The organism is Nocardioides bruguierae (assembly GCF_023554635.1).
In the GTDB taxonomy this organism is placed as follows: Bacteria; Actinomycetota; Actinomycetes; order Propionibacteriales; family Nocardioidaceae; genus Nocardioides; species Nocardioides bruguierae.
In genome coordinates this window covers 56,635-70,369 of the sequence record NZ_JAMJPH010000006.1, presented here as the reverse complement: position 1 = coordinate 70,369, position 13,735 = coordinate 56,635, and the positions used below count along the sequence as shown (strand labels likewise).

The 13,735-nt window shown below is 73.3% G+C and carries 13 protein-coding genes; 7 read left to right on the top strand and 6 right to left on the bottom strand.

Annotated features, from left to right (window positions below):
• Positions 1-12: 12 nt before the first annotated feature.
• Entirely contained in the window at positions 13-699 is a 687-nt protein-coding gene (gene nucS / locus M8316_RS05070; RefSeq protein ID WP_250052584.1) for an endonuclease NucS, read from the bottom strand.
• 85 nt (positions 700-784) lie between these two features.
• Here nucS and M8316_RS05065 point away from each other — a divergent pair, with 85 nt between their 5' ends.
• From M8316_RS05065 to M8316_RS05055, 3 genes are all read left to right on the top strand, one after another.
• A complete protein-coding gene (locus M8316_RS05065; protein ID WP_250052582.1) occupies positions 785-2,338 on the top strand; it encodes an alanine/glycine:cation symporter family protein in 1,554 nt (517 codons plus the stop codon).
• Positions 2,339-2,350: 12 nt separating this feature from the next.
• Positions 2,351-2,941 carry a GNAT family N-acetyltransferase gene (locus M8316_RS05060; RefSeq protein ID WP_250052580.1) on the top strand — a complete coding sequence of 197 codons (591 nt, stop codon included), beginning with the start codon at positions 2,351-2,353 and terminating at the stop codon, positions 2,939-2,941.
• Positions 2,942-3,118: 177 nt separating this feature from the next.
• The gene (locus tag M8316_RS05055; protein ID WP_250052578.1) at positions 3,119-4,942 is read left to right on the top strand and encodes a 3-hydroxyacyl-CoA dehydrogenase family protein; all 1,824 of its coding nucleotides are present in this window, start codon (positions 3,119-3,121) and stop codon (positions 4,940-4,942) included.
• Positions 4,943-4,949: 7 nt separating this feature from the next.
• Here the strand turns inward: M8316_RS05055 and M8316_RS05050 are convergent, their stop codons facing one another.
• The 3 genes from M8316_RS05050 to M8316_RS05040 form a co-directional block, all read right to left on the bottom strand.
• Positions 4,950-5,438, bottom strand: a complete 489-nt coding sequence (locus tag M8316_RS05050) for a VOC family protein (RefSeq protein WP_250052576.1) — start codon at positions 5,436-5,438, stop codon at positions 4,950-4,952.
• 61 nt (positions 5,439-5,499) lie between these two features.
• Positions 5,500-7,761: a hybrid sensor histidine kinase/response regulator gene (locus M8316_RS05045; protein WP_250052575.1), complete on the bottom strand. Its 2,262-nt coding sequence runs from the start codon at positions 7,759-7,761 to the stop codon at positions 5,500-5,502.
• Positions 7,762-7,769: 8 nt separating this feature from the next.
• Entirely contained in the window at positions 7,770-8,426 is a 657-nt protein-coding gene (locus tag M8316_RS05040) for a putative pterin-binding protein (protein WP_250052573.1), read from the bottom strand.
• 184 nt (positions 8,427-8,610) lie between these two features.
• Here M8316_RS05040 and M8316_RS05035 point away from each other — a divergent pair, with 184 nt between their 5' ends.
• Positions 8,611-8,958, top strand: a complete 348-nt coding sequence (locus M8316_RS05035) for an Hpt domain-containing protein (RefSeq protein WP_250052571.1) — start codon at positions 8,611-8,613, stop codon at positions 8,956-8,958.
• Between the two features lie 137 nt (positions 8,959-9,095).
• Positions 9,096-10,499 (top strand): sensor histidine kinase, encoded by a 1,404-nt coding sequence (locus M8316_RS05030; protein ID WP_250052569.1) that lies wholly within the window; start codon positions 9,096-9,098, stop codon positions 10,497-10,499.
• A gap of 43 nt (positions 10,500-10,542) precedes the next feature.
• On the opposite strand, the gene M8316_RS05025 is transcribed toward M8316_RS05030, so the two are convergent.
• Positions 10,543-11,235, bottom strand: coding sequence for a response regulator transcription factor (locus M8316_RS05025; protein ID WP_250052566.1), 693 nt, complete (start codon positions 11,233-11,235; stop codon positions 10,543-10,545).
• Positions 11,236-11,352: 117 nt separating this feature from the next.
• Between M8316_RS05025 and M8316_RS05020 the strand changes: the two genes are divergently transcribed.
• Positions 11,353-12,144 (top strand): hypothetical protein, encoded by a 792-nt coding sequence (locus M8316_RS05020; protein WP_250052564.1) that lies wholly within the window; start codon positions 11,353-11,355, stop codon positions 12,142-12,144.
• A 25-nt stretch (positions 12,145-12,169) separates the two neighbouring features.
• Here the strand turns inward: M8316_RS05020 and M8316_RS05015 are convergent, their stop codons facing one another.
• On the bottom strand, positions 12,170-12,538 hold the full coding sequence (locus tag M8316_RS05015; protein ID WP_250052562.1) for a response regulator: 369 nt from the start codon (positions 12,536-12,538) through the stop codon (positions 12,170-12,172).
• A 273-nt stretch (positions 12,539-12,811) separates the two neighbouring features.
• Here M8316_RS05015 and M8316_RS05010 point away from each other — a divergent pair, with 273 nt between their 5' ends.
• Positions 12,812-13,711: an endo alpha-1,4 polygalactosaminidase gene (locus M8316_RS05010; protein WP_250052560.1), complete on the top strand. Its 900-nt coding sequence runs from the start codon at positions 12,812-12,814 to the stop codon at positions 13,709-13,711.
• Positions 13,712-13,735 lie beyond the last annotated feature (24 nt).

Below are 13,735 nucleotides of genomic sequence, written 5' to 3'. Positions count from 1 at the left end.
CGCCCTCGCTGCTCAGAAGAGCCGGCTCTCCGGGTCGTCGAGACCCCGGAGCGCGTCGTAGTCGACCAGCGCGCAGGTGATGCCGCGGTCCTCGGCGAGCACGCGGGCCTGCGGCTTGATCAGCTGCGCGGCGAACATCCCCTGCACGGGGCCCTTCGCGGTGAGCAGCGGGTCGCGGTTGAGCAGCTCGAGGTAGCGGGAGAGCTGCTCGACGCCGTCGATCTCGCCGCGGCGCTTGATCTCGACCGCGACGGTGCGCCCGTCGGCGTCCCGGCAGAGCAGGTCGACGGGGCCGATGGCGGTGGGGAACTCGCGGCGCACGAGCGTGAGCCCGGGGGCGAGGGTGGCCGGGTGGTCGGCCAGCAGCTCCTGGAGGTGCTTCTCGACGCCGTCCTTCTGGAGCCCGGGGTCGACGCCGAGGTCGTGGCTGGAGTCGTGCAGCACCTCGGCGAGCAGGATGCGCAGGGTGTCGTCGGTCTTCGGGCTCGTGACGACCCACTCGGGCGTGCCCTCGTCGGTGGTGCCCTCGTCGACGGTGCACGGCGGGCTCATCCAGTTCAGCGGCTTGTAGGAGCCGCCGTCGGAGTGCACCAGCACGGAGCCGTCGGCCTTGATCATCAGGACGCGGGTGGCGAGCGGGAGGTGGGCGGTCAGCCGGCCGGCGTAGTCGACCTGGCAGCGCGCGACGACGAGTCTCACGCCGCGCAAATGTACGGGTCGGGTGGTGGCACCTGCCCGGAGGGGTGAACCGGGACGGGTGAGGCCTCCGGAAGTCTGGCTGCGCATGACCCTCTCGGCACTCACGCCCCTCGCTGCGGAAGGCGGGGCCATCGCCTCCCTCGAGGACGGCATCAACACCGTCTTCGAGCCGATCGCCACGTTCGCGACCGACGTCGTGTTCTGGGAGGTCCCGCTCGGGGACTACTCCTTCCCGCTCATCGTCTTCTGGCTGGTGGTCGCGGCCGCCGTCTTCACCGTCTACTTCAAGGGCATCCAGTTCCGGTCGATGCCCATCTCCTGGGCGCTGGTCCGGGGTCGCTACTCCCGGGAGTCCGACCCCGGGGAGGTGACCCACTTCCAGGCCCTCGCCTCGGCCGTCTCCGGCACCGTCGGGCTCGGCAACATCGCCGGTGTGGCGGTCGCGGTCACGGTCGGTGGCCCCGGTGCCACCTTCTGGATGATCCTGGCCGGCCTCCTCGGCATGTGCACCAAGTTCGTCGAGTGCACCCTCGGCGTGAAGTACCGCGAGGTGCACGAGGACGGCACCGTCACCGGCGGTCCGTTCAAGTACCTGCCGATGGCCTTCAACCGCTTCGGGTCGCTGGCCTCGAAGATCGGCGTCGGCATCTTCGCCGTCGCCCTGATCCTGTTCGGTGCGCTCGGCGGCAACGCGTTCCAGGCCAACCAGACCTACGCGCAGGCCAAGGAGATCACCGGCGGTGACGACGGCTGGCTCGGCTCGGCCGGCGCCTCGCTCGGGTTCGGCGTGCTGCTGGCCCTCGGCGTCGGCCTGGTGATCCTCGGTGGTGTCACCTCGATCGCCAAGGTCACCTCCAAGCTGGTGCCGTTCATGGCCGGCATCTACGTGCTCGCCTGCCTGGCCGTCATCGTCGGCAACCTCGGCGCCGTGCCCGGCGCCGTCGGCACCATCATCTCCTCCGCCTTCAGCCCCGACGGTGTCACCGGCGGTGCCATCGGCGTGCTGATCATCGGCTTCCAGCGCGCCGCGTTCTCCAACGAGGCGGGCGTGGGCTCCGCGCCGATCGTGCACTCCGCGGTGAAGACCAAGCACCCCGTCTCCGAGGGCTTCGTCGCCCTGCTGGAGCCGTTCATCGACACCGTCGTCATCTGCACCATGACCGCCCTGACGATCGTCATCGCCGACGTCCCGTCCTACTCCGAGCTCCAGGCCGACGCCCAGGCCGGCGGCAGCGTCAGCAGCGACGCCGGCGTGGTGCTGACCTCGCGCTCGTTCGACTCGTTCCTGCCCGGCTTCGACAACATCCTGACCCTCGCCGTGGCGCTGTTCGCGTTCTCCACCCTCATCACCTGGAGCTACTACACGCTGAAGGCGTGGACCACGCTCGTGGGCCGCAGCAAGACCAAGGAGAACATCTTCAAGGGCCTGTTCCTGATCTTCACCGTGCTCGGTGCCGTGGTCGACCTGGGCCAGGTCCTCAACTTCGCCGACGCGATGCTCTTCGTCTGCGCCGTGGTCAACCTCCTCGCCTGCTACCTGCTGCTGCCGGTGGTCAAGCGCGAGGTGACCTCGTTCCTCGCCGGGCTGCGCTCCGGTGAGATCGCGGAGGTCCCCAAGGAGGAGCGCGTGGGGTCCTGACAGGCTAGGGGCATGACCCCGAGCCCGAGCCCGCGGATCCGCCCCGCTCGTCCCTCCGACCTGCGCCGTCTGGCGCACGTCGAGGACAGCGGGGCGGAGCCGTTCCTGGCGCTGTGGGGCGAGGACTGCCCGCCGGCGCTCGTCGGTGCCTCCCCGTCCGGCTTCGACCGGGACGCGGCGCCCGGCACCCTGCTGGTCGCCGACGCCGGCAGTCCGCCCCGCGGGCGCAGCATCGTGGGGTTCGCGCACGTGCTGCACCTCGAGGGCGACGACGGCTACCCGCGCGCGCACCTGGAGCAGCTCTCCGTGCTGCTGCCGGCCTGGGGCAGGCAGGGCATCGGCTCGGCCCTGGTGCGCGCCGCGCTCACCGAGTCGCGCCGCGACGGGTTCAACGAGCTCACCCTGTCCACCTACGCCGAGGTGCCGTGGAACGGCCCGTTCTACGCCCGGCTCGGGTTCGCCGAGGTCCCCGAGGAGCGGCTCCCGGCCTGGCTGCGCCGGATCACCGAGCACGAGCGCTCGCTGCACCTGGAGGACGTCGGCCACCGGCCGGACGGGGCGGGGCGCCGTGTGGTCATGGCGCGCCCCACGGCCGGGAGCTGACGTCCGCCCTGGTCCCCGGTGGTGTGGACCGCCGGGAATTTTCTGGGCGCCGTGGAGGCCGCCCGTCCCGCATGTCCGCTGGTGGGACGCCCTGATCCGGTAGTCGGACGAATCCAGGGTCTCACGAGGTGACTCAGGTCACGCGCGAGGCGGGGTCGCGCTGTCATCATCCGGGCCATGAGCAGCGTCGCGAGCACCCCCGGGGCCACCACCGAGACCACCACCCGCACCGTCGACCAGGTCGGCGTCGTCGGCCTCGGCACCATGGGCGCCGGCATCGCCGAGGTGTTCGCCCGGCACGGCTTCTCGGTGACCGGCGTCGAGCTCGACGAGGACGGGGTCGCGCGGGGCCGCACGCACCTGGAGACGTCCACCGCCCGGGCGGTCGAGCGCGGCAAGCTGACCGAGGAGGAGCGCGCGGGGCTGCTCGGCCGGATCTCGTTCTCCACCAGCCTCAAGGACCTCGCGCACGCCGACCTCGTGGTCGAGGCCGCCGTGGAGTCCATGGCCACCAAGAAGGCGATCCTCGCCGAGCTCGACGACGTGGTGGCGCCCGAGGCGGTCCTGGCCACCAACACCTCCTCCCTCTCGGTGACCGAGCTCTCCAGCGCCACCCGGCACCCCGGGCGGGTCGTGGGCATGCACTTCTTCAACCCCGCCCCCGTGCAGAAGCTGGTGGAGGTCGTCCGCACCGTCGTCACGCTGCCCGCGGTGCTCGACGACGTCGCCGCGGTGCTGGACCGGATCGGCAAGAGCCCGGTCGTGTGCGGCGACAAGGCGGGCTTCATCGCCAACGCGCTGCTCTTCGGCTACCTCAACCACGCGGTGTCGATGTTCGAGAACCGCTACGCCTCCCGCGAGGACGTCGACGCGGCGATGCGCTTCGGCTGCGGCTACCCGATGGGGCCGCTGGCGCTGCTGGACCTCATCGGCCTCGACACCGCCTACGAGATCCTGGACACGATGTACAAGCAGGGCCGGGACCGGCTGCACGCCCCCGCGCCGATCCTCAAGCAGATGGTCACTGCGGGCCTGCTGGGTCGCAAGAGCGGCCGCGGCTTCTACACCTACGAGGCCCCCGACAGCCCGGTCGTGGTCGCCGACGCCGCCACCCCCAGCGCGGACGACGCCCCGCAGATGCGCCACGACGTCCGCACCGTCGGCGTCGTCGGCACCGGCACCATGGCTGCCGGCATCGTCGAGGTGTTCGCCAAGGCCGGCTACCCCGTGACCTACGTCGGCCGCTCGGAGGAGAAGAACGCAGGCGTGGTCGCCCAGATCACCAAGAACTTCGACCGGCTGATCGCCAAGGGCCGCGCGACCGAGGAGAAGAAGGCCGCGACGCTGGCCCTGCTCACCGCGGCCACCAGCCGGGAGGCCCTGGCCGACGCCGACCTCGTCGTCGAGGCCATCGCCGAGGACCTCGCGGTCAAGACCGCGCTCTTCGCCGACCTCGACCGCATCTGCAAGCCCGGCGCCGTGCTGGCGACCACCACGTCCTCGCTGCCGATCATCGCGTGCGCCCGGGCCACGACCCGGCCGCAGGACGTCGTGGGCATGCACTTCTTCAACCCGGCACCGATCATGAAGCTGGTCGAGGTGGTCTCCACCGTGGCGACCTCGGCGGAGGTCACCGAGACCACGCGGGCGCTGTGCGCGCAGCTGGGCAAGGTGGCCGTCTCCTGCGGCGACCGGGCCGGGTTCATCGTCAACGCGCTGCTGTTCCCCTACCTCAACGACGCGGTGAAGATGCTCGAGGCGCACTACGCCGACGCCGACGACATCGACGTGGCGATGAAGGCGGGCTGCGCGCTGCCGATGGGCCCGTTCGAGCTGCTCGACGTGGTTGGCAACGACGTGTCCCTGGCGATCCAGAAGGAGCTGTACCTGGAGTTCCGCGAGCCCGGGTTCGCGCCCGCGCCGCTCCTGGAGCACCTGGTCACGGCCGGCTACCTGGGACGCAAGACCGGCCGGGGCTTCCGGGACCACTCACGACGCTGAGGCCCGCTCAGTCGAGGCAGAACTCGTTGCCCTCGGGGTCGGCCATCACGACGAACCCGTGCGAGCGCGGGCCGGGCTCGTGCCGCTCCAGCCGGGTGGCACCGAGCCCGACCAGCCGCGCGCACTCGGACTCGAGGGCCGCCATCCGCTCCTCGCCCCGCAGGCCGGGGGCGGCCCGGACGTCGAGGTGCATCCGGTTCTTGCCCGACCTCTCCTCCGGCACCTGCTGGAGGAACAGCCGCGGCCCCGAGCCCTGAGGGTCCACGAGCGCGAACGCGCTGTCGTGGGCCGCCTCGGGCACGCCCTGGGCGCGCAGGAAGACCAGCCAGGCGTCCGCCGTCTCCTCGACCCGGGCCGGGTCCGGGGCCTCGCCGGAGCCCGGCACCGGGTCGGCGGCGTAGCCCAGGACCTCGGCCCAGAACAGGCCCAGGCGCCGGGGCGAGGCCGCGTCCAGGGTCACCTGGACGGCACGGACGGGGCGGGGCGTGGTGGTCATGGGTCCACCGTCCCGCGGGTCCCGGCGCGCGTCCAGCGTCGAGCGCCGGTCGGTACTGCCCTCAGCCGCGCCGGGGCCCGGACGCCTCGGGGCCGGGCAGGGCGTTCGGCAGCTGCAGCGAGGCGCGCTCCAGCGCCGCGGCCAGCGAGTCGATCGTCATCGGCTTGGAGACGTAGTCGTCCATGCCGGCGGCCATGAACCGCTCCCGGTCGCCGGAGAGGGCGTTGGCGGTCAGCGCCACCACCCACGGCCGGGGCGTCGGGTCCAGGTCGCGCACCAGGCGCACGGCGCGCACGCCGTCCATCACCGGCATCTGCACGTCCATGAGGATGATGTCGTAGACCTCCTCGGCGACGGCGTCGACGGCCTCCTGGCCGTTGGCGACGATCACGGGGCTGACGCCGAGCCGCTGGAGCATCCGCTTCACGACCTTCTGGTTGACCAGGTCGTCCTCGGCCACCAGCACGCGCAGGCCACCGTGGTGCGGCAGCGTGTCGGGGGAGCGGACGGCCGCCGTCTGCTCCTCCTCCACCACGGCGAGGTCGAGGGTGATCCGCACGGTGGTGCCGTGGCCCAGCTCGGAGTCGAGCTCGATCGTGCCGCCCATGGCCTCGGCCAGGGTCCGGGAGATCGCCAGGCCCAGGCCGCTGCCGCCGTAGGTGCGGGTCGAGGAGACGTCGCCGCGGGCGAAGGAGCGGAACAGCTGGGGGATGCGCCACTTCGGCACGCCGATGCCGGTGTCGGCCACGACGACCTCGAGCTGGCAGCGACCGTCCGCGCGGCCGGTGACGCGGGGGCTGACCCGCACCGAGCCGGTCTCGGTGAACTTCAGGGCGTTGCCGACGACGTTGACGAGGATCTGGCGCACGCGCACGGCGTCGCCGCGCAGCAGCGGCGGGATGCCGGGGTCCGGGTCGAGCCGCAGGTCGAGGCCCTTGCGCTCGGCCTGGGCCACGAACATCGTCGTGGTCTCGTCCAGCACCTCGGCCAGCGAGAACGGGTCGTCGTGGTACTCCATGCGCCCGGCCTCGAGCGCCGAGATGTCGAGGATGTCGTTGACGAGGGCGAGCAGGTGCTGGCCCGACTGCTGCGCCGTCTCGACGTAGTCGCGCTGCTCGACGTTGAGCTCGGTGAGCAGCAGCAGGTCGGTGAGCCCGAGCACCGCGTTGAGGGGGGTGCGGATCTCGTGCGACATGGTCGCGAGGAAGGCGGCCTTGGCCCGGGCCGAGGCCTCGGCGTCCAGGCGTGCCTGCTTGAGAAGGAGCTCGGCCTCGTGCCGCTCGGAGATGTCGGACTGGATGGCGCAGAAGCCGGTGACCGCGCCCTCCTCGTCGAGCACGGGGGAGACGTCCACGGCCATCCAGATCTCCTGGCCGTCGGCGGTGTAGTTGGCCAGCTCGCAGCGGAACTGCTCGCCGTCCTGGAGCTTCTCCTGCAGCGCCCGGACCGTCTCGGGGTCGGTCGCCGGGCCGTGCAGCACGTCCGGCGGGCGCTTGCCGGTGACGTCGGAGTAGGCGTAGCCCATCGTCCGCTCGAAGGCCTCGTTGACCCAGGTGAAGCGGCCGTCGTTGTCGATGGTGAACAGGATCGAGTCCGTCGCCTGCACGATGCGGGCGTACCACATCAGGTCCTCGTTGAGCTGGCTGAGCCGCTCGTGGGCGGCGCTGCGCTGCTGGTGCAGGCGGAACATCAACGCGCCGCCGGCCGCGAGCAGCACGGCAGCGGTGGCGAACGTGCCCGTCAGCCACATGAAGAGGTCCTGGGTGGAGTTCACGAGCTCCTCGTTGTCCGCGTTGGCCTGGGCCGCCTGCTCACGACGGTAGATCTCCCCGAGGGAGACGAGGTCGAAGTACGACTCCTCGAGGACCTCCAAGTCTGCCAGGAGTTGCCTGGTCGCGGCAGGGTCCCGCCGGGCGGGGGGCACGGCCGCGAGCGCCCGGACGTCGGGGAGCAGGTCGCTGCGCCACGCCTGCGCGTCCTGGCGGGCGACCGCGATGAGATCTGCGGCACCGAGCGTGGCCCGGTGGGAGTCCAGGGCGCTCTCCTGGGTCCGCTGGGTGACGAAGGCCGCCTGCCGGCGCAGGGTCGGGCCGTCGGCGCCCGTCACGACGAGCACCTGCAGGCGCAGCACCTCCCGCTGGGTCTGGCCGAGGGTGCGGACGTTCGCCAGCACCAGGTCCTCGGTGGTGTCGACGCGGTCGACGAGTGCCCGCGACTGCTGGGCGACCTCCAGGCCGACCAGGGTTGTCATGGCCAGCACGACGAGGCCCAGCCCCGCGACCACCCAGGCGGCGGGGCGGCGTCCCCGCAGCGGGTGGCTCACGGAGCGCCTCACTCGACGTCGATGGACGCCAGCTGCCAGATCCAGCGCGGGTTGTAGGTGGCGGGGTCGAGGTCGTAGCCGTCGGTGGGGTAGACGAAGCGGGTCGGGCCGTAGCGGGCCACGCTCATCGGCTCGCCGTCCATGGTGGTGGCGAGCATCAGCGGCAGCTCGGCGGCGTCGGAGACGGGCACGTCGACCTTGTAGTCGTTGATCGCGACCGTGTGCATCGTGGTGGCATCCTCCGGCACGCCGGCCACGGCCAGGACGTCACGGACCAGCGGGCCGGAGAAGGTGACGACCTCGCCGGTGGCCTGCACGTCGTCGACCTCGTAGCTGACGGTGCCGAGGGCGTCCAGGAGCGCGCGGTCGAGCTGGAGCTCCCCGTCGACGTTGGTGACCGTGCCGCCGGTGACGGTGAGCAGGACCTTGCCCGTGGGGGCGGGCACCTCGTCCCCGGCGACGAGCGTCGCGCCGGTGGCCCCGTCCTCCTCGGGCGCGGCCGTCGTGGCGGTCTCGGAGCCGCACGCGGTCAGCCCGACCAGCAGGCCGGCGAGCAGGAGCGCGTTCAGCCCGCCGCGCAGGGCGTGGACGCGCGGGCGCGCGTGCAGGCGCACCCGGGGGCGCCGGGTCGGGGTCGCAGCCGCTGGGGGCATGGCGTGGCTCACGACGACCACGGTGGCCTCGTCACCGGTAGGCAGTGGCAAGCCAGGAGCAAGATTGCGACAAGACGACCCCAGCGGCCCCTCCTCAGGTGCCGTCCACGCCTGCCGAGTGTTGACTGTGCACACCGCCCCCGCGCGTCCGGGTCCGGTTGACGCACCGCTCGCACGAGACAGACCTGGAGCCCCGATGACCACCCCCTCCTCCTCCGACCCCGCCGGCCCGCTCGTGGACACCGCCGTCCTGGACGACCTGGGGGCGCAGCTCGGGGCCCGTGAGGAGGCCGAGGAGATCCTGGAGATGCTGCTGGACTCCCTCGACGACCGGCTCTCCCAGCTCGTGGCCGCCGAGCGCGACGGCGACGCCGAGGCCCTGCGCCGGGTGGCGCACAGCCTGCGCTCGACCTCGAACCAGATGGGCTCCCTCGTGCTGGCCGAGGCCGCCGGACGCGTCGAGCACGGCGAGGCGGACGCCGCCTCGGTGCTGCCCGTCGCCCGCGCGGCCGAGGCGGAGTGGCACGCCTGGCTGGGGCGATGACCGCGCCGCGCCCGACGAGGGCCGGCCGGTGACGTCGGCCGACCCTAGCCGGGCGCACCGGGGCAGCCGCACGGATCTGGCCGCGAACTGTGCCGGTACTTGTCCGTTCCTTGCGGCAGCCGGGTCAGCCTGGGGTCATGACCACCACGCAGGAGCACCCCGTCCCCGGCGCCGCGCGGGTCGACCCGCTGCCCACCGCGCCGCTGGCCGCCGGGCGTCCGGCGGTCTACGCGCGCCTGGCGATCGTCACCGACCTCGACGCGGTGCGACGGCGTCGGGCCGCCGAGAAGGCGCTCGCTGAGAGCTCGCCTGCGATGACCGACTCCACCCTGGCCGACTCCCTGGCCGACTCCCTGGCCGGCGCACCGCGCCGGCCCGCCGTCGACGGCTCCGACCCCGAGGTGCTCGTCGCCGACCTCCTGGGCGATGACGGCCTGCCGTCCGTGCCCGGCGTCGCCCGCGAGGACGTGGTCTCCGCCGCCACCGACCTGATCGGCCAGCTCATGGGCGTCGAGGACTGCTGGCTGCAGGCCCCGGGCCGCTTCGCCGAGTCGCTGGCCGCCCAGCTCGACCGTGGCCAGGGCGTGCGCCTGAGCAACCTCAGCCCGAAGGACGGGGCGTGGGGCCCGCTCGGCGGCGGCAGCGCCCGCGGGGCGGCCGTGGGCCTGGCCGAGGTCGTCGTGGCCGGCGAGCGGCACCTGCTCGTGGTGTGGAGCCGCGGCCCGCGGGCCTGGACCCCGCGCGACCACCGCCTGCTCGTCTTCTCCGCCGACACGCTCGCGGCGGCGCTGGAGCGGATGGTCGCCGGTCAGCGCTCCCCGGCGCAGCGCGCCCGCGCCCAGTTCGACGAGATGCGCCGCGAGCTGCTCACCACGGTCAACCACGAGCTGCGGACGCCGCTGAGCGTCATCCGCGGCGGGGTCGAGCTGCTGGCCGAGGCAGCCGAGGACCACCTCTCCGGCCCGGAGCAGCGGCTCCTGGCCCGCGTCGAGACCTCCGTGGCCCGGCTGCTCGACATCGCGCAGAACGCCTCGCTCATGGCGCGGGGCACGCCCGACCCGCTGCTGGCCGACCTGGCCCGCGCCGACGTCGACGAGGTCGTCACCGACGTCCTGGCGCGGGCCGTGCCGGCCTCCCGCGAGCTCGGCGTGCGCCAGCACACCGCGCCCGGCACCAGCGCACGGATCGCGAGCGACGACCTGCGCGAGATCCTCGACCGCCTCGTCGACAACGCCGTCACGTTCACCCCCGACGGCGGCATGGTCTCGGTCTCGGTGGCCGAGGTCGAGGGCGAGCAGGTCGAGATCGTCGTCGCCGACACGGGCGTCGGCATCCCCGAGGACGAGCAGCACCACGTGGGCGAGCCGTTCTTCCGCTCCCGCACCTCCAGCAGCCTCGAGCACCAGGGCGCCGGGCTCAGCCTGGCGGCTGCCATGGCGATGGCCGCCTCCTGGCAGGGCTCGATCGTGCTCGACAGCGCGCCCGGTGGCGGCACGGAGGCGCGGCTGCGCCTGCCGCGCGGGGCGGCACGTCAGGACTGACCCGGGCGGTGCCCCAGGCCCCCACGGCCGCCCGGAGGGTTCCTCAGAGAGCGGCGGGGTCGAACTTGTAGCCGACGCCGCGCACGGTGCGGATCAGGTCGACGTCGTCGCCGTGCGCGCGCAGCTTGCGGCGCATGTTGCCCATGTGGACGTTCACGACGTGGTCGTCGCCGTCGGAGTAGCCCCAGACGGTCTCCAGCAGCTGGGCGCGGGTGAACACGCGCTTGGGCGCGGAGCTGAGCACCGCCAGCAGGTCGAACTCGATGCGGGTGAGCTCGACGAGCTGCCCGTCCACGCGGACCTCGCGGCCGTCGGCGTCCAGCTCGAGCCGGCCGAAGCTGCGCGCCTGGCCGTCGCTCTGCGGCGCCGCGCGCGGCCGGCGCCGCATCGCCAGGATGCGCGCGGAGAGCTCCAGCGGGGAGTAGGGCTTGGTGACGTAGTCGTCCGCGCCCATCCGGAAGCCGACGACCTTCTCGGCGTCGGCGTCGCGGCCGGTCACCATGATCACGTAGGCGTCGCTGCTCTCGCGCAGCCGGCGGCAGAACTCGAAGCCGTCCATGCCGGGCAGCGTCACGTCGACCAGGTAGAGCTCGAAGGACGAGCCGGGCACCAGGGCGAGGCCGGCCTCCGCGGAGACCGCGTGGGTGACCTCGAAGCCCTCCTGCTCGAGGACCTTGCGGCCCATGCGGGCGAACTCCTCGGTGTCCTCGACGATGAGGGCCTGGGGGCGTGGCATGGACGAAAGACTGCCACGACCTGCGCGTGCGCGCAGTGACTGACGCGGCGTGGACCGCACATTTCCACACCTGTCGCGAAGCCGGGGCGCCCTCCGCCCGCCGGGTAGCCTCGCACCATGGAGCTCCTGGTGGTCCTGCTGGTCGTCGTCGGCGGTGCGATCGCGCTCGCCGTCGGGATCTCCCGCGCGAGCGAGCGCAAGGCCGCCGCGCAGCGCGAGGCGGAGCTGGAGCCGGTGCGTCGCCTCGCGGAGGAGGACGTGACCGCCCTGGGCGTGGAGCTGCAGGAGCTGGACGCCGACCTGGCCGGTGCGCCCCTGGACGCCGGCGCGAACGCCGACTACCAGCGGGCGCTCGACGCCTACGAGTCGGCGAAGGGCTCGGTGGCGGCCATGACGCGGCCCGACGACGTCCGGCACGTCACCGAGATCCTCGAGGACGGCAGGTACGCGATGGCCTGCGTGCGGGCCCGGGTCGCCGGGGAGCCGCTGCCGGTCCGTCGTCCGCCGTGCTTCTTCGACCCCCGCCACGGGCTGTCGGTCACGGACGTGCCGTGGACGCCGCCGGGCGGCAGCCAGCGCGACGTGCCCGCCTGTGCGCTGGACGCCGAGCGGGTCCGCGCGGGTGCCGAGCCGGACAGCCGCAAGGTGATGGTGGGCTCCCAGCGGGTGCCCTACTACCAGGCCGGTCGCGCCTACCAGCCGTACGCCGCCGGCTACTTCGGCGCGTTCACGCCCATGGACTGGATGTTCGCCGGCCTGCTCTTCGGCGGGCTCGGCGGCTTCGACGCGCTCGGTGGCATCGGCGAGGGCATCGGGGACGGCATCGCCGGGCTGGGCGAGGGCATCGGGGACGGCTTCGGCGAGATCGGCGAGGGGATCGGCGACTTCTTCGACGGCTTCGACTTCTAGGTCGCAGGCCGGCCCGGGAGCAGGGTCAGGCGACCCGCGCCTCCACGACGGCGGTGAGGGCCTGGAGCAGGGTCGCGGAGTCGAACGGCTTGCGGATCACGTGGTCGATCCCGGCCTCCAGCGCGGGGCCGTGGTCCGGCATCGCGGTCACCATCAGCAGCGGCAGGCGCTGCCAGCGCTCGTCCCCGCGCACCGCGGTCGCCAGGCCGATCCCGTCCAGCCGCGGCATCGACCAGTCGAGGACGACGGCCTCGACGGCACCGTCGGCGGCCAGGACGTCCAGGGCCTCGAGGCCGTCGCCGGCGGTCACCACGTCGTGCCCGCCCTGGCGACGCAGGAACAGGCTGATGAGCAGGACGAGGTCGGGGTCGTCGTCGACGACGAGGACGCGCACGGTTCCTCCTGGGGGAGCGGGCGGGACCGGACGGTCGTCGTGGTCCCAGGGTTCAGCGGTGGTGCTGGGTGGTGCGGGGTGGTGCTGGCTGGTGCCGGGTGGTGCTGCCGGGCGGGTGGTGGCCCTGTCCTCAGAATCCCACACCCGCGGGCGGGTCGCACCCGCCTGGTCGGAACCTTGACCTTGCGGCACGGCGGTCCCAGGAGCAGAACGAGCGGGCACGGCGGAGGTCACGCCTGTCGGCGACGGCCTGGCGGGGCTACCGTCACGCCCATGGGCGGACGCAGCGTGCGGGCGGGGTGGACGCCGGGGATGACGGCGGGGTGGACGGCGGGGGTCGTGACGCTCCTGCTGCTGGCGGGCTGCTCGGTGCCGTCGGGCCACGAGGCCCGGTCCGCCGGGGCGTCCGATGCCGTGCCATCGGGTGCCGCCGCGTCGACCGGGGCCACGGCGGCCACGGCGGGGGACTCCCCGACGCGGGCCCCGCGGCTGCCGGCGGACGAGGACGTGGACTACCAGCTCGGCGGCGCCGCCGAGCCGGACGACTCCGTGGGCATCGTGGTGCGGGACCGGACGGAGGACCCGGCGGGGCTCTACGACGTCTGCTACGTCAACGGCTTCCAGACCCAGCCCGACCAGCGCCGGTTCTGGCGCCAGCGCTGGCGCCTGGTGCTCACCGACGCCGACGGCGACCCCGTGGTCGACGAGGGGTGGGGCGAGTGGCTGCTCGACATCCGCACCCCGCGGCGACGGGCGCGGCTGGCGCGCATCATGGCCGGCTGGACGCAGGGCTGCGCGGACGACGGCTACGAGGCGGTCGAGTACGACAACCTGGACTCCTTCACCCGCAGCCGTGGCCTCCTGAGCCCGCGGGACGCCCGGGCCTACGCGCGGCTGCTGGCGCGCGGGGCGCACGCGGCCGGGCTCCGGGCCGCGCAGAAGAACCGCGCCGGCTGGGACGGCACGTCGGTCGGCCTCGACCTCGCGGTGGCCGAGGAGTGCGGCCGCTACCGCGAGTGCGGGAGCTACCGACGCCACTACGGCCGCCAGGTGCTGATGGTGGAGTACCGCCGCCGCGACTTCCGACGCACGTGCCGCACGCAGGGCGCCGCGGTGCCGGTGGTGCTGCGGGACCGGGCGCTGAGCGTCGACGGGGTGCGGGCCTACTGCTGAGCCCCCCGCGTCCCCGCGAGCCGC

What these genes read in the sequence shown, in the direction of transcription:
- M8316_RS05065 (WP_250052582.1), top strand. Translation starts at nt 785, where the DNA reads ATGACCCTCTCGGCACTCACGCCCCTCGCTGCGGAAGGCGGGGCCATC.
- M8316_RS05060 (WP_250052580.1), top strand. Translation starts at nt 2,351, where the DNA reads ATGACCCCGAGCCCGAGCCCGCGGATCCGCCCCGCTCGTCCCTCCGAC.
- M8316_RS05055 (WP_250052578.1), top strand. Translation starts at nt 3,119, where the DNA reads ATGAGCAGCGTCGCGAGCACCCCCGGGGCCACCACCGAGACCACCACC.
- M8316_RS05050 (WP_250052576.1), bottom strand. Translation starts at nt 5,438, where the DNA reads ATGACCACCACGCCCCGCCCCGTCCGTGCCGTCCAGGTGACCCTGGAC.
- M8316_RS05035 (WP_250052571.1), top strand. Translation starts at nt 8,611, where the DNA reads ATGACCACCCCCTCCTCCTCCGACCCCGCCGGCCCGCTCGTGGACACC.
- M8316_RS05030 (WP_250052569.1), top strand. Translation starts at nt 9,096, where the DNA reads ATGACCACCACGCAGGAGCACCCCGTCCCCGGCGCCGCGCGGGTCGAC.
- M8316_RS05025 (WP_250052566.1), bottom strand. Translation starts at nt 11,235, where the DNA reads ATGCCACGCCCCCAGGCCCTCATCGTCGAGGACACCGAGGAGTTCGCC.
- M8316_RS05020 (WP_250052564.1), top strand. Translation starts at nt 11,353, where the DNA reads ATGGAGCTCCTGGTGGTCCTGCTGGTCGTCGTCGGCGGTGCGATCGCG.
- M8316_RS05010 (WP_250052560.1), top strand. Translation starts at nt 12,812, where the DNA reads ATGGGCGGACGCAGCGTGCGGGCGGGGTGGACGCCGGGGATGACGGCG.